The following is an 18,287-nucleotide window of genomic DNA, read 5'->3' on the forward strand; positions in this document are numbered from 1 at the left end:
ATTTACAATGGATTTTTTTATTTAAAACAGTAACTTTTTAAACGACAACTTCTTCATTTTTATTATACATCAAACAAAAAGCCACCTAGTCCATATAGGTAGCTTCCCAAGGGTTGTTTGAACAACATATTATAGCAAAACATAGTGTTATTGTCAAGAAAATAGTAAAAAAAGAGATGATTATAGTAAAATAAAGTTACTAAAGTCATCTCTTTTTTAATTCTTAAAAATTATGTGATAGAGTTATAGAGAACATGTCATAGTAATAGTTTTTATTTAGAAAACTACTATAGCCTACACCTATTAAGAAATCTGGCTTAAGAAAATATCCAAGTTTTATGTTAAAGGCTCCAGTATCTCTTCCTAGATCTAAGCTTTTAACTCTATAATTAGTATCATTAAGTTTTATATCACTTCTATTGGCAAAATCATATATCCATTCACCTGACATAGTTAGTAAAAACTTTTCTTTTATCTCTTGTGTGTAAGAAATTCCCAAAGTGCTACTTCCTATGTATTCATTACTATTTTTAATATTGTTATGAGCCTTCATTGTATATTGATTCCAATCAAAAGCTACATATGGATATAGTATAGATTTTTCATTAATAGAGTAAAAATATCCACTCTCTATTCCCAAAGAGTAATTTTTATCTCTATATTTATAGTTATTATAGATATTCTTACTCTCATTATATCCAGCCCTACCAATAATTAACCAATTATCAATATTTTTTCCAACATAATAATCTATTCCATAAGTTCTCACTTTACTATTTTCTCTATCATATTCTAATTTAGATTTTAAATAGTCAAGATTTACTCCTAAATATACATCTGGATTTGAAATAAGATTACTATTTGTTCCCATAGAAAATCCTTTTGTTTTAGAATTGAAAGAGGTATTATCACTCTCATATTTATTCTCTATTTCACCAATATACTCTAGGTATTGATTGCTTCCACTATATCCAGCTCTATCAAGTTTTTTAAAAATTATACTCTTTCTAAACTGCTCTTTTCCTCTATTACTTAAAATTTTACTATGAATCTCACTCATATTATTGAGATTCTCTTGAGAAAAACTCAAAGATTGCAATAGGAGAAAAGAGAAAACTAAACTTTTTTTCATAAACAACTCCTAATTTCTTTTCTTACCGAAGATTCTTAATAGATATAGGAATAGATTTATAAAGTCTAGATATAGATTTAAAGCTCCAATTATTCCCATTTTTTCAACCATCTCATCATCATTATTTCCAGCAATCTCATAAGCTATATATTTTATTCTGTTGATGTCAAAAGCAATTAGACCAGAAAATATAACAACTCCAAGTATTGTTCCTGCCCAATAAAGAAGTGGAGCACCTATAAATAAATTAATTAATGAGATAATAATAATAGTTATAAGTCCTGTCATTAAAAATTTACTATATTTAGTTAGATCCTCTTTTGTTGTATAACCATATATTCCAATTACAACAAACATTATTACAGTTACTCCAAGAGTATAAAGTATTGATATTGGATGAAAAACAAAAGCTAAACTTGAAAATAGAATTCCATTCATCAATGAATAAATAAAAAATACAAGTCTTGCAGTTGTAGATGACATCTTATTAATTCCAAGACTTAAGAAGAATACAAGTGCCATTTCAGCTATTGCTATCACTTTAAAATATGATGCTAGTGTGTATACTAATTCTTGATTAAAAAAGAATACATAGATAGGAACTAATGTAGTTATAACTAACCCTCCTATCATATTCAAAAATACCTTTCTTATAAATGAGTTACTAACTTCTGTATCCATCTCATTATAAGATACTCTTCCTTCATAATTGTTCAAGTTCATTTGAATCAACTCCTTTATTGTTTAAAAATATATTATACTACTATCTTTAGGTTTTGTAAAAGCTAAATCTATGATTTTTAGTCCATCTACAGCAGCACTAACTATTCCACCAGCATATCCAGCTCCTTCTCCAATGGGATATAATCCATCTATATTAACTGATCTTCCAATAACATCTCTAACTATTCTAACAGGAGCAGAAGTTCTTGTTTCAGGAGCTATAAGATTAGCACGCTCTGAAATAAATAGTGGATTTTTACTCCAATACTCAAATGCCCCCCTCATATTTTCAACTATTACCTCTGGGAAAAGATTATTTAAGTTGTATGAAGTTTTTTTCATTTCAAAACTACTTTCAATTTGGTGTGAAGTTTTTCTATTATTCATAAAGTCCATTACATTTTGATAAAGTGCACCATATCCTTGTCCAAGTTCATATGTCTTTCTTTCTAATTGCTCTTGGAATTCCATTCCGGAAAATAGGTGACCTCCAAAATCATTTTCTTTTATTCCAACTACAATTGCTGAGTTAGAAAATTTACCATCTCTTTGAGAGTAGCTCATTCCATTTACAAGTGAACTATTTTCTTCTGAAGCTGCATTGACAATAACACCACCAGGACACATACAGAAAGAGAATACTCCTCTCTCGTCAGCTCTATTATTATATGTAACGTTGTAAGTTGCCGCTCCTAAAAGTTCATTCCCAGCAAATTTACCATATTGCATCTTATCAATATCTTCTCTCAAGTGCTCAATTCTAGCACCAATAGCAAAAGGCTTACTCTCCATATGGACTCCGATTTGATTTAACATTCTATATGTATCTCTAGCAGAGTGTCCAGTAGCCAAGATAATATTATTGAAGTTATAAAACTCCTTCTCTCCAACCTCATTTATTACATCAGCACCACATACTCTTCCATCTTTAAGATGTATTTTTTCCAGCTTGCAATTAAAGTAGAAATCTCCACCCATAGCCTTTATTTTATTTCTAAGAGTTTTAACTATTTCTTTTAAAATATCTGTTCCCACGTGAGGCTTATAATCCCAAAGTATATTCTCAGGGGCACCACACTCTACAAAAGTTTCAAAAACTTTATCCATATATTCACTTTTTATTCTAGTGTTAAGCTTTCCATCAGAGTATGTTCCAGCTCCACCCTCTCCAAATTGTATATTAGAATTTTGATTAAAAATTGATGAATGTACGAATTTAGCAGTAGTTATATCTCTTTTATCAACCTCTTCTCCTCTTTCAAATACCATTGGAGTATATCCATATTCAGCTAATCTCAATGCTGCAAATAATCCAGCAGGACCAGCTCCTATAACAGCTACAGTTGTTCCTTTGCTATACAATGGTTCTCTATCCTGTTTTACAATCTCCTGTGCATAGCTTACATTTTTTAAATTTGAGATATCTATAGCTTTTTTTAATTCCACCTCTAAGTTATAGATAAGCTTGATATCACTTTTTTTTCTACTATCTATTGATCTTTTATTCCAAATAATCCCTTTTATATTCTCCCTTTTTATACCTCTTTTAATAATCTCTTTCATTATCTCTTTATCTTGATCCTTCACTAAAGAAATAATTATATTATTAACATTTACTCTCAACTTATCACCTCTTACTAAATTTTTACTAGGTTTTATATGTAGAAATTATAGCATAAAAAAAGAAAATACTAAAGAAAAAACCTGCTAAAAAACAGGCTTTTTCAAAATTCTATTTAATTTTATCAGCTAATAATTTTCCAACTTTAAATTTAACAACTTTTTTACCTTCAATTTTCATTAACTCTTGAGTTTGAGGGTTTCTAACATCTCTAGGTGCTCTATCTACAACCTCCCATTTACCCCAACCTACAAACAATACATCCTCTCCTTTAACCAGTGAATCTTCAACACTGTCAAGAAATAAATTTATATATTTCTCAGCCTCTTTTTTAGATATATCCCCTTTTGCAGCATATAATTCAATAAATTCTTTTTTAGTCATAGTAATTCCTCCTTAATAGGTATCTGTTAATATTATATATACTACTTAAATGCTATTTTGTAAATAGATTTTAAAAAATTATTTTAAAAGAACTTGATGCCATATTGACTTCATTATCTGATATTCCTAAATATCTCTGTGTAACCGAGATTGAAGAGTGATTTAATAATCTTCTAACCAATTCTATATTGTAATTATTATTTACATATTGTAAATGAGCATAGGTTTTTCTAAAACTATGAGTTGATAGTCCATAAATTTTTAAAATCCTTCCTATTTTATTGAGATATCCTTGAATCCATCTAACACCTAAAGTAAATATCTTATCTTCATGGTCTATATTATTTTCAATACAGTAAGACTCTATTATTTGATAGACATCTATATTTATCTGTCTATGCTGAATTTTATTGGTTTTCTGCTCTCTTATATTCAGGTAGCTATGGTTTATGTTTTTTCTTTTTAAAGAGAGTACATCTCCTATTCTTAATCCTGTATTCAATTGAATTAAAATTATCAGTTGTATCTTAGGATTGGGACGAATTTTTATCTCCTTACTCCTATATCCATTTCTGCATAAAAAAAAATCTGTTCTAATTCCTCATTACTCAATGATCTTGTTGTCATATTTCTATTTCTCCTTATAAATTATAAATGATATTTATATCATACATCATTTTCTAAAAAATGTATACTATAAAAGTCAAAATTATATATCCAATTTATAATCTACAGAAAAAGTTATTCTCGAATCATCTTGAGTAGAGTCTTTTTTCTCATATGCATCTTTGTTTACTTGATACATTAGATCTAAAGAGAATTTATCAAACTCCATTCCTCCACCTATACCGTAATAAAGACCATTTTGAGTTTTATTTTCATATTCTCTATTTTGAGTATAATCACCTATGGCATAACCTAAATTCAACTTTAAATATTTAACACTCTCCTCATCTTTAGCAATCTTATATTTTCCTATAGCATATACAGGAGTGTGTGACAATACTTCAGTATTTTGTTTTCTCTCATCACCATTATAGTATTCATCATTTTCATAGGCAACTCCCACTCCAAACTCTAAATTATCTATTAACTTATCAGATGTTATCTCTGTTGAAGTTACCTTTCCTCCATAACTATCATTACTTTTATCTGAAAACTCATATTTATCTAAAGTTTCTTCTAAACTTTGAAAAACTCCATCACCTGAGTTTTTTTCGGCATTGATTGAATATAGAGTATTGCTATTTATTTCAACTTCATTTTGTGGGAGAGGTGAGTCTTTGGATTCTGAGATTATCTCCTTTAATCTAGCTTCACTAATTATTGGAACACTCTCATTTGATATACTATCTTCCGATTCTTCCTCCTCTATAACCTGCACTATATCTTCATCTCTTTTTTCCTCTTCTATCTTTTTTATCTTTCTATTTTCTAAAGGTTGCTTTTTTATCACTTTAGTCATCTTAAAATCACTAGAAGCTTCTAAAGGTACAACCTCTTTAAATTCCCCGTAACTATTTTTTACTACTAAAACATATAGATATAGTATAATTAGATTAATCATATTATCACCATCTTGTTTTGTAATTCTCCTAATTTGATTATAGCATTTTTTTTTAAAATATTATATAATGAATAGAAAATATTTTTAGGAGGATTGATTTGTGAGTGTTAATAACATAATAATTTATATTATGGTCTTTTTTATGTTTGTTGGAGCCATAGACAGAGTTTTTGGAAATAAACTTGGATATGGACAAAAATTTGAAGATGGAATTATGACAATGGGGACATTAGCATTAGCTATGCTGGGAATAATCTCCTTTTCTCCTGTGATAGCATCTTTTTTAAAACCAATTATTACCCCTTTTTATAAAATAATTGGAGCTGATCCAGCTATGTTTGCTGGAACTATCTTAGCGAGTGATATGGGAGGATATATTCTTTCACAAGAGTTGGCTACTTCTCTTGAAGGAGGGCTATTATCAGGGCTATTTCTTAGTGCTACAATGGGAACAACTCTCTCTTTTACTATTCCTATAGCCTTAAATCTAGTGGAAAAAAGTGATGAGAAATATCTATCAAAGGGGATTCTTGCTGGAATATCAACAATTCCATTAGGATGTCTTATAGGGGGAATCGTTGCAGGATTTTCATTAAAACTTCTATTTTTTAATTTGATTCCTATTATCTCATTTACTATTGCTATATGTTGGGCTTTAATGAAATTTCCTAAAGGAGTTGCAAAAGGATTCTTTATTTTTGGGAAGTTTATGTTTATCTTAACAACTTTTGGACTAGCAATTCAGATTTTAGAAACTTTAACTGGAGTTGTTTTAATAAGAGGAATGCTTCCTATAATGAGTGGAATAGAAACTGTAGGAAGTATTGCAATAACTTTAGCTGGGGCTTTTCCCATGTTATATTTTATAACTACAGTATTTACTAAACCACTAATGGCTATTGGTAAGATATTTAAAATCAATGAAAAATCCACTGCTGGTTTGATAGCTTGTTTAGCCCACAATATTCCAATGTTTAAGATTTTAAAAGATATGGATGAAAGAGGAAAATTGCTAAATATAGCCTTTTCTGTAAGTGGAGCTTTTGTTTTGGGAAGTCACTTAGGGTTTACAGCTGGGATCGACAAAGATTTGGTATTTCCAGTTATGATTTCTAAATTAGTTGGGGGTATATCTTCAATGTTTGTAGCTAATTATATATATAATAAAGAGTTTAAATATAAAAAACATCTAAATTAAAAATATTGATTAAAGAATAAGCAATATTAGGGTATAATATTATCATAAATATTTAAATATACATTGACAATTGTATAATTGTATGATAGGATAATATCGTAGAACAATGACAGTTTGTTTCTAATACCCATGATTCACAGACGTGAATAAAACCCATATGACCCTAACTTACCCATGGTTAGGGTTTCCCTATTTTTTGGAGAAAATATTTTTGAGTAATTAATAACCTTAAAAATGATAAGATAGTAGTGAGTATATTATTGGAGGATAAAATGGCAGTTTATACAAAATTTTCATTAGAGGATATAGAGGATATATTAATTAATTATAGATTAACCCTTAGAAATTATCATATGATAAAAAATGGAATACTCAATACCAACTACTATTTGGAGTGTTTAGAGGGTAGGTTTATTTTGAGAATCTTTGAAGGTGGTAGGAAGTTTGAACAGGAGGAAAAAGAGTTAGAATTTCTTTTGGATATAAAAGAGATTATTCCATGTTGTGTTCCAATAAAAACTGTTGAAAATAAAAATTATATAGTGAAAGCTAATAAAATGGTAGCCATCTTTAAGTTTATAGAGGGAGAACCAATTAAGATAGTTAATGAAAAATTATTAGTGGAGATTGGAGAGTATTTAGGAAAATTACACAGATATTCATATGGAAAACTTTTGATTAGAAAATCAAGAATAGATATGGAGAATTACTATAATAAGATTGATTTTAATTTCATTCCTATTTCAGCAATGGAAAAAATTAAAATTAGATCACTCTATGAAGAGGTTAAACACTTTGATTTTTCCAAGCTTCCAAGTGGAGTTATCCACAATGATATCTTTCCAGATAATGTATTTATTAAAAATGGAAGTATAGTAGGAATTTTAGATTTTAATGAATCACAAACAGCTCCGTTTATCTATGATCTAGCTATCGTTATCAATTATTGGATCAGAATAAATAATTTTAATAAACAAACAGAGGAAAGATATATAGAGGTTTTTATAAATTCATATGAAAAATATAGAAGGTTGGAGTTACAGGAGAAAAGAGCATTGAATAAAGCCTTAAAAAAAATGGCAATAACTTTTATTCTTTTAAGATTTGACAAATTTATTATACAAAATTTAGAAGGAGTTTTAATTGAGGATAAAAACTATACTCAATTACTACCACTCTTAAAATATTATTAATAACTAAGAAAAAAGGAGAGCAAGGCTCTCCTTTATGTTTACTAGAACTCTTTTCCACCAGATATTTTAAGGTCAGTTTCATTGTTTATAACTGCTTTTATACAAGCTTCAAGTCCTCTAGTTATTGTATTTAAATCCATATACGGGGTATTTTTCTTATCTAACACTTGCTCTGTTATGTAAGGAACGTGTATAAATCCACCTCTTGTAGCTAAGTTCTTTTTATTTATATAGTAAAGTAATGAGTACATAATGTGGTTACATACATAAGTTCCAGCTGTATTAGAGATAGCAGAAGGAATTCCAACTTTCTTTACCTCTTCTACCATTGCTTTTATAGGTAGTGTTGAGAAATAAGCGTTCTCTCCATCTTCAAATACCTTTACATCAACAGGTTGATATCCGTTATTATCTGGGATTCTTCCATCATCTAAGTTGATAGCTACTCTCTCTATTGAAAGCTCAAATCTTCCTCCAGCTTGTCCTACACAAATAACAACATCAGGGTTAATTGCATCTATATTTTCAAATAGTTTTTCAGCTGATTTTTTAAAGACTGTAGGTATTTGTAATTTAATTATCTCTGCTCCTTCAATCTCATCTTTTAAACCTTTTACAGCTTCCCAAGCTGGATTTATCTTCTCTCCTCCAAATGGATCAAAACCAGTTATTAATACTTTCATCTATTTCCTCCTCGTAATATATTAAAAAGCTAGTAAGTACATCAAAATAATATGTAAAATTAAAAGTGTTCCAGCTATTGGAGCTTGTACTAAGATAACCCCATTTTTATTCTCCATCTCTAGAATAGAGGCAGGAACAACGTTAAAGTTTGCTGCCATTGGAGTCATAAGTGTTCCACAATAACCAGCTGTCAATCCTAGAGCTCCTACAACTGCTGGATCAGCACCTAGATTAATAACAAAAGGGATTCCAATTCCAGCTGTAATTACAGCAAAAGCGGCAAAGGCATTTCCCATTATTATAGTAAATATTGCCATAGCTAGACAGTATCCTATTACACCAAATAATCTATTTCCATCTGGGATAATTCCACCCATAATTCCTGCAACTACCTCTCCTACCCCTGCTTTAGCAAATAGAGCACCTAAAGCACCTAAAAGCTGTGGAAGAATTACACTTGGTCCCATCTGTTGTAACATTCTAGCTGAATCATAAGGAATATTTGTTACTTTCTCTTTTGTAAAAATAATAGTTAATATCAATGAGATAATAGCTCCAATTCCCAATCCAATTATACCACCAAGAGTTGTAAACTGTGCTATTGAGAAAGCTATAACCCCTATAGAAAGAGCTGGTATAAATATCTTATTTCCGATTTTTTTCTCTTGAGCTACTCTATACTCATCACTACTATTTTTCAAACTTCCCAAACTTACATTTTTAGTAGCTGTAAGAGCTCCCATTACCAATAGTGATGCCCCTACTAGAGTTGGATTCATATATGGACCAGCCATAAAAATTACTCCAAATATAGTCCAAAAGATGAAACTTCCAATTTTTTTAGGATTTCCAGGATCTTTTATAGCATAGATTCCACAAGTTATTAAAACTATTCCACATAAAACATACATTAATTCAAGAAGTACATTATTCATTAGCATTCACCTGCTTTTTTGCAATTTTTTTATCAAACATATAGTTTCTTATCCCTGCTAAAACTATAGCCATTATAGCCATAGGAAAACTTGCCTTAGCAATGTTATAAGCCTCTAAACCATTAATTCCTAACTCTTGGAATGTTCCCATAATCAATAAAACTCCTGAAGAAGCAATGAATACATTCTGTCCATAGAAGTTACTATAGTTTTCCATACTATTGGCTAAACTTTTTAACTCCTCATCTAACTCTTTACTAAGTTTACCATTTTTCTCAGCAGCTCCTTTTGCCATTGGATAAACAAGTGGTCTTATAAACTGAACATGTCCTCCCAATCTTAAAGATAGTGCAGCAGCTATAGTTCTGATAATAACATAAACTGTTAATACCTTTCCACAAGTAGCCCCTTGTAACATAGCTATACACTTAGCAGCTCTCTCTCTTAAACCATTTCTTTCTAGTAATCCTACTGTTGCTAGAGTTAAAAGTAAGATAGTCATATATCTAGTAGATATAAATGCATTCCCTAAAATACTTAAAATTTCTAAAAAATCAATAGATGACACTAATCCTGTAGCTATTCCAGCTAGTAAAACAACCATAATAGTATCTAATTTTAAACTAAACCCTATTATAATTAATAGAATACCTATTAATTTAATCATATTAAACCCTCCTAATCATTTATTTAGTAAATATCAATTACAATTATATAATAAAACTTTAAAATAGTAAATAGTTGAAATTATAGAAAAATTCATATTTTAATTTTTTCAAAAAGATGTTAGAATGTTATAGTAGGTGATTTTAATTATATTTATAGAGGTTAATTGGAATGAATGGTAAAAAATTAAAAAAAATAGCTTTGTTAACTTATGAAAATTTTGAAAGTGAAATTCAAAATATACTACTAAATAGCAATGTAGAATATTTAGTTATGCTTTATTTTACTTCTAATATGGCTAAGAATACTATCTTGTTGGAGAATACCAAAAAATATTTTTTTAATAGTTTAAAGGATATCTATATGAAAAATATTGTGATTATCTCACAAAAAGAGTATTTGGCAAATGATATCTGTGTAAAAGGGATAATTGTTCCAAAGGATATGCTGAGCTTTGATTATTTTAAGTTTACTTTAGTCTATGAAAATACAGATTATAACAGCATAGATGACTTTTTAAAAGAGAATGCTTCTAAATTTAATTACAATTTAGATCTATATAATGAAAACTCCTCTTGGATATATTTTCAAAATAAAACAGGTATTCTAATTATAAATAAAGATACGAAAAATGAGATTTTAAAAAATTATCATAAGGTTAAATTTTTTACTCCAGAGATCATATTAGCTGTACTTGGTGAGGGATATGATGAAGAGATAATAAAATTATTAAAATTAATTGGTGCAGATGCCCATATAACTATAGGCTTTATCAATAAAATGGCAATTCCCTATACAAAAAGAACAGATAGTTACTTCTTTATTGAAGATAGTAACTTTGAGCAATTAGGTAGGGAGTTTATCAATGAGTTTCTAAATTTAAAGAGCTATCCCAATGGTATAGTGGAGTTAAAAAACTTTTTAAATATTCCAGATAAAAATTTTGAAGCTGATATGAACTATGATGAAGAGAGAGAGATCAATAAAAAAGAGATAAAATATTATAGCTTAAAATTAAAAAATGGTGACTCATTAAAGAAAGAGTTACTCTTAAATAATAATGAATTAATTTTTAATACAGGATTGGCAAAAAAATATCTATTAAAAAAATTATAGATAAAATAACTGTATTATATATAAAAAAACTTCAAGAGTTAAATAAATAACCCTTGAAGTTTTTTATCAATTAATCTTTTTTTCTATTGGCAATAATTTTTTGTGCTAAAACATCAGGCACTTCTTCATATCTAGAGAATTCAAATGAAAACTCTCCTCTTCCCTGTGTCATAGCTCTTAAATCCAAAGCATAGTTTAATACTTCAACTTGAGGAGCTTCAACATTCAATATGTGTTCTCCATAGCTATTGTGATCCATTCCTAGTATTCTACCTCTACGTTTATTCATATCTCCCATTACATCTCCAAGATAGATCTCTGGAATAGTAATCTTCATTGAGATAATAGGTTCTAATAACACTGGTTTAGCCTCTTCAATTCCCTTTTTAAAAGCTAAAATTGCAGCTTGTTTAAATGAAATCTCATTGGAATCAACTGGGTGATAAGAACCATCATAAAGAGTAGCCTTAAAGTTAATTACTGGATAACCAGCAAGAGTTCCCTTCTCTTTGGCTTCTAACAATCCTTTTTCAACTGCAGGAATAAATGATTTAGGAACAACTCCACCATGAATATCATCTATAAACTCAAACTCTTTATCACAGTGTTCAAACTTGATAAATACATCTCCATACTGTCCAGCTCCACCAGATTGTTTTTTATGTTTTCCTTGGACAGATGAGCTTCCTTTTATAGTCTCTCTATATGATACGATAGGATCATTTAGTACAGCATGTACACCAAACTTATTTTTTATTTTACATATGATTATGTATAGATGCTTTTCTCCTTGTCCACCAATTAGTAGTTGTTTAGTTTCGTGGTTTCTATATACTTTAAATGTAGGGTCTTCTTCCATCATTTTTTGTAAACAAGTACTTAATTTCTCATCATCTGCTTTTTCAGCAGGTTCAACTCCAGAGTAGAAACAAGCTTTTGGAAAATCAATCTGTGGATACTCAATAGGGTTATCCTTGTCACATAGAGTATCTCCTGTTTGTGTATATTGAAGTTTTGTAGTAGCTCCAATATCTCCAGCTGTAATTTCAAGAGCATCTTCCTGTTTATTTCCTCTTAAGAAAAATATTTGAGATATCTTCTCTTTCTTATTCTTATTGATATTTAGAACTTCCATATCTTTCTTCAATACACCAGAATTAACTTTAAATAGAGTGATCTTTCCAATAAATGGGTCCACTAATGTTTTGAAAACAGTGGCAGAGAATGGCTCAGCTTTATCAACCTTTCTAAAGCACTCTTCTCCTGCTGGATTTTTACCTACTCTTACTCCATCAAACATCTCATTAGGTAGTGGCATATAGTCATTTATCATTTTGAAAAGGGTATGTATTCCTATTCCTTGCATAGCAGATCCAACTATTACAGGAACAACATCTCCATTTACAACTCCTTTATGTAATCCTCTTTTGATCTCTTCTATAGTAAACTCTTCTCCATTGAAGTATTTTTCCATCAACTCTTCATCAGTTTCAGCAACAGCCTCCATCAAAAGATTTCTAACTTCAGAAACATCCATAAAATCAGGGATAGGTCTATCTTCGCACTCTCTTCCATTAAATATTCTGCTCTTCATTTCTATAATATTAACAAAACCTTTAAACTCCTCTTTCTCTCCTATTGGAACACAGAAAGGAGCTATTTTCTTTCCAAACTTCTCTTTTAATTCGTAAAGTAATTTTTCATAGTTGATATGTCCTTTATCCATCTTGTTTAGATAGATAATTCTTGGTTGTTTTTTCTCTTCTAAAATTCTCCAAGCTTTTTCAGCACCAACTTCAACTCCTGATGTAGCATCTAAAACAATAACAGAACTACCAGATACTCTAACAGCAGATTCAACCTCTCCAACAAAATCGAAATATCCTGGAGTATCTAAAAAATTATATTTTCCCTCTCCATACTCAATAGGGATAACAGAAGTATTGATAGAAAAGACTCTTCTAATTTCCTCTTTATCATAATCAGACACAGTATTTCCATCTTCAACACTACCCATCTTATTGATAGTCTTTGAGATGTATAGTAGAGCTTCAGTAAGAGTAGTTTTACCACTACCTCTATGTCCTAAAAGTGAGATATTTCTTATCTTTGCAATTTCATAATTCTTCATAGTAACGCCCTCCTGATTTTATTGTAGTTGAGTTCTGTATCTCAATACTTGTATATAGCTGATAAAGTGCAATAAGTCAAGAGGGGAAATTAAAAATTAATTATATTTTATTAAAAAATATGGAGATAACAACTCATCAAGAATTGGTTCAATACCTAGATACTCTTTAAATGTTCTATATTCATTATATTTTTTCTCTAGGCTCTCCTTCGATACCTTCTCCTTTATGGCTTTTATCAATATATTTTTAGGAGTATGCTCCATATCTATAAACTCCATAACTTGAGTTCTAAATCCACAAAGCTCTAAAGCTTGGGCTCTAAAGGCATCAGTAGCTAGAGAGGTAAACTTTTCAAATAGTATACCATGTTTACCTATTGTATTCTCCTTTAGGAAGAAATTTGAGTTTTTATTTTTACTCATCTTCTCATTAAATTCATGTTGGCAACAAGGTACAGCAAGAATTGCCTTTGCTCCCAATTCTAACCCCTTTAATAGAGCGTAATCAGTAGCATTATTACAAGCGTGTAATGAGAATATTAGATCAACATTTTGAAGTTTGTCAAAGTCCTTAATATTTCCTGTTAAAAACTCTAAATTATCACACTCTAATTCGTTAGCAATTCTATTACACTTGTCCATTACATCTTTTTTTAGATCTAACCCTATGATCTCATATGTAAAATCCTTAATATTTTTTAGATAATGATGTAGAGCAAATGTCAAATAAGATTTCCCACAACCAAAATCTACTACTTTGATATGTGTATCAATTAATTTTTTTGACTGCATCTCTCTTATTGTATCATCAATAAATTCAAGATATTTATTGATCTGTCTAAATTTATCATATGAGTTTTTAAATACCTTTCCATCTTCCCCCATTACACCTAGTTTTATAAGGAAAGGAACTGGCTTCCCATCTTCAATTATATATTGTTTCTTTTTATTGTGCTCCAAAGATACAAGGTTTTTACTGTTTTTACTCTCTTTTATATTGTAGTCACTCTTTCCTTTTAGGATTTGGTAATCTGCACCTTGTGAAACAATTAGAATTTGTTTAAATTCTTCCAATATTTGAGAGAATTTAGGTAAAAATTCGCAATAACAGATATTTTCGTGATAAGCTTTATTATCTTTAAAACTTTCTAGTTGTATAAATATCTCATCTTTTATGAGAATAGGTTTTAAATTTATTTTTTTAATTTTATATTTTTTATCCACAGGATTTGAAACTGTAGCTTTTATAAAACTATTTTTTTCTACTAAATCCTTTAATAGATTTTCAATATATGCTCTATCTTTTTTCATTCTTCTACCACCTCAATTATGCTTATATTATATCTTAACATAGGGAATAAAAGTTGTCTATGTTTTATAGAAAATTTCTTGACAAACTAAGTAATCTATGATAAATTTTAAATATAGGGTATAGGGGTATAAAGTATAGAGAAGAGAGGACGATAATAATGACAAAAGTAGAATATGAAGTTAAGAATCTTGATTGTGCTGGTTGTGCAGGTAAGATTCAGCATAAAGCTAGTACAATGGCTGGTGTTTTAAATGCTAATTTAGATCTTTATAAAAAAAGATTTGTATTGGAGATTGATGATCTCTTTGAAGAAGAATTATTTCTACATCAGATCAATTACTTTGCCGATTCAATAGAACCGGGAACAGAGATATTAAAAATGGCAGAGTATGATGAGGAAGAGGATCTAAAGAGAAGAAAAGAGGAAGAAAGAAAAGCAGAGCTACAGGAGAAAAGAGAGAAGATAGCTCTAATTGCTGGAGGAACTCTTTTTATTGGAGCTATACTTTTAGGTAATCTATCAATACAGTTAAAACTAATACTATCTATTATAGCCTATATAATTTTAGGTGGAGATGTAGTTTTAAAATCTTTTAAGAATATAACTAAAGGAAACCTAATGGATGAAAACTTCTTGATGACAATAGCCACATTTGGAGCTTTCTATATAGGAGAGCATACAGAGGCTGTTGGAGTTATGCTTTTTTACAAGATAGGGGAATATTTCCAAGATAAAGCTGTTGCAAATTCAAGAAAATCAATTGAAAAATTATTGGATATAAGACCAGATTATGCAAACCTTAAAAACGAAAAGGGTGAAGTTGTAGTAATCTCACCTAAGAAATTAAAAAAAGGTGATATTATAGTTATAAAAGCTGGGGAAAAAATCCCTGTTGATGGAGTTGTCATAAAAGGAGAGAGCACACTTAATACTTCAGCTCTTACTGGGGAATCACTTCCAGTAGAGGTGGGAGTAAATAGTGAAATCTTAAGTGGTAGTATCAATGGTTCAGGTGTATTAGAAGTAAGAGTAAGTAAGATATTTGCTGATTCAACTATCAGTAAAATTATCTCAATGGTAGAAGATGCAAGTAATAAGAAGGCTGAATCAGAGAAGTTTATTACAAAGTTTGCTAGATATTACACTCCAATTGTTGTTATCTCTGCTATTGTAGTAGGAGCTATTCTTCCACTATTTTTAGGAAACTTTAATACTTGGTTTGGAAGAGCCTTAATATTTTTAGTTATCTCTTGTCCATGTGCATTGGTATTATCTGTACCACTTACTTTCTTTAGTAGTATTGGTCTAGCTTCAAAATATGGTATCCTAGTAAAGGGAGGAAACTATTTAGAGGCACTTACAGATGTAGAAGCTATTGTATTTGATAAGACAGGAACTTTAACAAAGGGAAAATTCAAAATAGATAAAATTGAGAGTGAAAATTATTCAGAAAAAGAGTTGTTAAAAGTAGCACAAATTGGGGAGTATTATTCAACACACCCAATAGGAAAAACTATTCTAGCACAACTAGATGATGATATTGATGAAGCATATATTGAAGGATATAAAGAGATGAGTGGTTTCGGTGTAATTGCTTACTATGATGGTAAAGAGATATTAGTTGGAAATCATAAGTTGATGAGAGAGTATAATATTAAAGCTGATGAGAGAGAGTATCCAGGTACTGTTATCTATATAGCACAAGATGGAGAGTTTTTAGGATATATCTATATCTCTGATGAGATAAAAGAGGATTCTGAAAAGACTATTAAAGAGCTTTCTAGATTAAAAATAGATAGCTATATGTTAACTGGTGATAGTAAAAAGATTGGTGAAATGGTTGGAGAAAAGATAGGAATGAAGAGAGAAAATATTTTCACACATCTTTTACCACAGGATAAGGTAAGTAAACTTCAAGAGATCATAAAGAGATCTAAGAAGAAAGTTATATTTGTTGGGGATGGAATAAATGATGCACCTGTTCTTTCAATAGCTGATATAGGAGTAGCTATGGGAGGAGTTGGAAGTGATCTAGCTGTAGAGACTGCAGATGTTGTTATAATGAAAGATGAACCTTCTAAAATAGTAGAGCTTTTAAAGATTGCCAATATTAATAAAAAGGTAGTTATTCAAAATATAGTTTTTGCACTTGGAATAAAAATCTTAGTTATGATATTAGGTGTTTTAGGATTTGCTAATATGTGGATGGCTATATTCTCAGATGTAGGTGTTTCTCTTCTAGCTGTATTAAATGCTTCTTTGGGAGTAAAGAGATATATGAAATAAAAAAAAGCTGATAGAAAATTTTCTATCAGCTTTTTAAATATCTATTTTCTTTCTAATTTAAATCCAGCTAATTTATTAACTATTATTGCAATAGCACCATCACCAGTAACATTACAAGCAGTACCAAAACTATCTTGAGTTAGATATAGAGCTATCATAAGAGAAGTCAACTCTGGACCAAATCCTAACATACTCTCTAACAATCCAAGAGCAGCCATTACAGCTCCACCAGGAACTCCAGGGGCAGCTACCATTGTAACACCTAACATTAGAATAAATCCAAACATTCCAGAGAAAGTTATTGGCATACCATTTAACATCATTACTGCCATAGAACAACTTACTAAAGTGATAGTACTTCCTGATAGGTGTATAGTAGCACATAGTGGAATAGTGAAATCTGCTATACCATCATTTACTCCATTAGCTTTTGTTTGATTTAAAGTAACAGGAATAGTTGCTGCAGATGATTGAGTACCAATAGCTGTAAAGTATGCTGGTAACATTCTTCTTATTAGTGCAATTGGATTTCCTCCTGCCAAGCTTCCAGCTATTGTATATTGTACTAATAGAATTACATAGTGAAGTACGATTATAATACCAAATACTTTTGCAAATACAGACATTATTTTTACAATCTCACCAGCATATGTCATATTAGCAAATATACCAGCTATATATAGTGGTAAGAATGGAATTATTATCTTAGTAATTATCCCTTCTACTATTGTTTGTATCTCATTCATAAAGTTTTTAATAGTGTTTCCCTCAACTATTGCTATACCAATTCCTAAAATAAATGCCATTAAAAGAGCTGTCATAACTCCCATAATAGGTGGCATATCTACACTTATATATCCTTTTAATAGTCCAGCTTCTGGGTTATTTCCAGATATCATATCTCCAGCTTTAGGTAAAATTTTTGTCAATAAAACAGAGTTAGTAAAATATGCTAAGCTTCCAGCTATAATTGTAGATCCATAAGCAAGAACTGTAGTAATTCCTAATAGTTTTCCAGCTTTTTTCCCTAAATCTCCAATTCCTGGGGCAACAAATCCTAAGATAATTAATGGAATTACAAATTGTAAGAAGTTACCAAAAATACCATTAAAAGTTACCATAATTCTCAAAAGAGGAACGTTACCAACTTTTCCTAAAATAATACCAACTATTAACCCTAATATAAGTCTTGGTAGTAAACCTAATTTTTTCATACCCTTCCACTCCTTCTTATTACGTTGTGTACAAATAATAGTTTAACTTATTTGAGATCATAATATTCAATTTCTAGAAATTTAGTCTGTAATTATAACATCCGATCGAGTAAGCTAATTATAC

Annotated in this window: 16 protein-coding genes; 4 read left to right on the forward strand and 12 right to left on the reverse strand. The window is 29.8% G+C overall.

All coding sequences use genetic code 11. The features are described 5' to 3' along the window. Positions 1-223: 223 nt before the first annotated feature. From ABNK64_RS06050 to ABNK64_RS06075, 6 genes are all read right to left on the reverse strand, one after another. Positions 224-1,132: an autotransporter outer membrane beta-barrel domain-containing protein gene (locus tag ABNK64_RS06050; RefSeq protein WP_349763805.1), complete on the reverse strand. Its 909-nt coding sequence runs from the start codon at positions 1,130-1,132 to the stop codon at positions 224-226. Between the two features lie 9 nt (positions 1,133-1,141). Next, positions 1,142-1,855: a Bax inhibitor-1/YccA family protein gene (locus ABNK64_RS06055; protein WP_349763806.1), complete on the reverse strand. Its 714-nt coding sequence runs from the start codon at positions 1,853-1,855 to the stop codon at positions 1,142-1,144. 21 nt (positions 1,856-1,876) lie between these two features. After that, positions 1,877-3,478: an NAD(P)/FAD-dependent oxidoreductase gene (locus ABNK64_RS06060; RefSeq protein ID WP_349763807.1), complete on the reverse strand. Its 1,602-nt coding sequence runs from the start codon at positions 3,476-3,478 to the stop codon at positions 1,877-1,879. A 109-nt stretch (positions 3,479-3,587) separates the two neighbouring features. Beyond that, on the reverse strand, positions 3,588-3,860 hold the full coding sequence (locus tag ABNK64_RS06065) for an HU family DNA-binding protein (RefSeq protein ID WP_349763808.1): 273 nt from the start codon (positions 3,858-3,860) through the stop codon (positions 3,588-3,590). 70 nt (positions 3,861-3,930) lie between these two features. Next, positions 3,931-4,362, reverse strand: coding sequence for a tyrosine-type recombinase/integrase (locus tag ABNK64_RS06070; protein ID WP_300389521.1), 432 nt, complete (start codon positions 4,360-4,362; stop codon positions 3,931-3,933). 207 nt (positions 4,363-4,569) lie between these two features. Continuing rightward, positions 4,570-5,427: a putative outer membrane beta-barrel protein gene (locus tag ABNK64_RS06075; protein WP_349763809.1), complete on the reverse strand. Its 858-nt coding sequence runs from the start codon at positions 5,425-5,427 to the stop codon at positions 4,570-4,572. A 100-nt stretch (positions 5,428-5,527) separates the two neighbouring features. On the opposite strand from ABNK64_RS06075, the gene eutH reads away from it, so the two are divergent. Further along, positions 5,528-6,625 (forward strand): ethanolamine utilization protein EutH, encoded by a 1,098-nt coding sequence (gene eutH, locus ABNK64_RS06080; protein WP_349763810.1) that lies wholly within the window; start codon positions 5,528-5,530, stop codon positions 6,623-6,625. Between the two features lie 272 nt (positions 6,626-6,897). Then, positions 6,898-7,818 carry a homoserine kinase gene (locus ABNK64_RS06085; RefSeq protein ID WP_349763811.1) on the forward strand — a complete coding sequence of 307 codons (921 nt, stop codon included), beginning with the start codon at positions 6,898-6,900 and terminating at the stop codon, positions 7,816-7,818. A gap of 41 nt (positions 7,819-7,859) precedes the next feature. On the opposite strand, the gene pcp is transcribed toward ABNK64_RS06085, so the two are convergent. From pcp to ABNK64_RS06100, 3 genes are read right to left on the reverse strand one after another with little or no spacing between them, the layout of a single operon-like run. Continuing rightward, positions 7,860-8,501: a pyroglutamyl-peptidase I gene (gene pcp, locus ABNK64_RS06090; protein WP_300343084.1), complete on the reverse strand. Its 642-nt coding sequence runs from the start codon at positions 8,499-8,501 to the stop codon at positions 7,860-7,862. A 21-nt stretch (positions 8,502-8,522) separates the two neighbouring features. Beyond that, the gene (locus ABNK64_RS06095) at positions 8,523-9,437 is read right to left on the reverse strand and encodes a DUF979 domain-containing protein (protein WP_349763812.1); all 915 of its coding nucleotides are present in this window, start codon (positions 9,435-9,437) and stop codon (positions 8,523-8,525) included. Further along, positions 9,430-10,104 (reverse strand): DUF969 domain-containing protein, encoded by a 675-nt coding sequence (locus ABNK64_RS06100; RefSeq protein WP_349763813.1) that lies wholly within the window; start codon positions 10,102-10,104, stop codon positions 9,430-9,432. The genes ABNK64_RS06095 and ABNK64_RS06100 overlap by 8 nt, the downstream gene beginning before the upstream one ends. A 170-nt stretch (positions 10,105-10,274) precedes the next feature. Here ABNK64_RS06100 and ABNK64_RS06105 point away from each other — a divergent pair, with 170 nt between their 5' ends. Beyond that, a complete protein-coding gene (locus tag ABNK64_RS06105; RefSeq protein ID WP_349763814.1) occupies positions 10,275-11,219 on the forward strand; it encodes a hypothetical protein in 945 nt (314 codons plus the stop codon). Positions 11,220-11,289: 70 nt separating this feature from the next. On the opposite strand, the gene fusA is transcribed toward ABNK64_RS06105, so the two are convergent. Further along, positions 11,290-13,350, reverse strand: a complete 2,061-nt coding sequence (fusA, locus tag ABNK64_RS06110; RefSeq protein WP_349763815.1) for an elongation factor G — start codon at positions 13,348-13,350, stop codon at positions 11,290-11,292. Positions 13,351-13,446: 96 nt separating this feature from the next. Next, positions 13,447-14,661: a class I SAM-dependent methyltransferase gene (locus tag ABNK64_RS06115; protein ID WP_291255180.1), complete on the reverse strand. Its 1,215-nt coding sequence runs from the start codon at positions 14,659-14,661 to the stop codon at positions 13,447-13,449. 158 nt (positions 14,662-14,819) lie between these two features. Between ABNK64_RS06115 and ABNK64_RS06120 the strand changes: the two genes are divergently transcribed. After that, positions 14,820-16,949 (forward strand): heavy metal translocating P-type ATPase, encoded by a 2,130-nt coding sequence (locus ABNK64_RS06120; RefSeq protein WP_349763816.1) that lies wholly within the window; start codon positions 14,820-14,822, stop codon positions 16,947-16,949. 41 nt (positions 16,950-16,990) lie between these two features. Here ABNK64_RS06120 and ABNK64_RS06125 read toward each other — a convergent pair whose 3' ends face one another. Next, complete coding sequence (locus ABNK64_RS06125) at positions 16,991-18,163, reverse strand: dicarboxylate/amino acid:cation symporter (protein ID WP_349763817.1); 1,173 nt, start codon at positions 18,161-18,163, stop codon at positions 16,991-16,993. Positions 18,164-18,287 lie beyond the last annotated feature (124 nt).

Source organism: Fusobacterium sp. SYSU M8D902 (genome assembly GCF_040199715.1).
GTDB lineage: Bacteria > Fusobacteriota > Fusobacteriia > Fusobacteriales > Fusobacteriaceae > Fusobacterium_A.

Excerpts from the sequence above, each read along its gene's own strand:
- ABNK64_RS06050 (WP_349763805.1), bottom strand. The coding sequence starts at position 1,132 with ATGAAAAAAAGTTTAGTTTTCTCTTTTCTCCTATTGCAATCTTTGAGT.
- ABNK64_RS06055 (WP_349763806.1), bottom strand. The coding sequence starts at position 1,855 with ATGAACTTGAACAATTATGAAGGAAGAGTATCTTATAATGAGATGGAT.
- ABNK64_RS06065 (WP_349763808.1), bottom strand. The coding sequence starts at position 3,860 with ATGACTAAAAAAGAATTTATTGAATTATATGCTGCAAAAGGGGATATA.
- ABNK64_RS06075 (WP_349763809.1), bottom strand. The coding sequence starts at position 5,427 with ATGATTAATCTAATTATACTATATCTATATGTTTTAGTAGTAAAAAAT.
- ABNK64_RS06085 (WP_349763811.1), top strand. The coding sequence starts at position 6,898 with ATGGCAGTTTATACAAAATTTTCATTAGAGGATATAGAGGATATATTA.
- pcp (WP_300343084.1), bottom strand. The coding sequence starts at position 8,501 with ATGAAAGTATTAATAACTGGTTTTGATCCATTTGGAGGAGAGAAGATA.
- ABNK64_RS06095 (WP_349763812.1), bottom strand. The coding sequence starts at position 9,437 with ATGAATAATGTACTTCTTGAATTAATGTATGTTTTATGTGGAATAGTT.
- ABNK64_RS06100 (WP_349763813.1), bottom strand. The coding sequence starts at position 10,104 with ATGATTAAATTAATAGGTATTCTATTAATTATAATAGGGTTTAGTTTA.
- ABNK64_RS06105 (WP_349763814.1), top strand. The coding sequence starts at position 10,275 with ATGAATGGTAAAAAATTAAAAAAAATAGCTTTGTTAACTTATGAAAAT.
- fusA (WP_349763815.1), bottom strand. The coding sequence starts at position 13,350 with ATGAAGAATTATGAAATTGCAAAGATAAGAAATATCTCACTTTTAGGA.
- ABNK64_RS06115 (WP_291255180.1), bottom strand. The coding sequence starts at position 14,661 with ATGAAAAAAGATAGAGCATATATTGAAAATCTATTAAAGGATTTAGTA.
- ABNK64_RS06120 (WP_349763816.1), top strand. The coding sequence starts at position 14,820 with ATGACAAAAGTAGAATATGAAGTTAAGAATCTTGATTGTGCTGGTTGT.
- ABNK64_RS06125 (WP_349763817.1), bottom strand. The coding sequence starts at position 18,163 with ATGAAAAAATTAGGTTTACTACCAAGACTTATATTAGGGTTAATAGTT.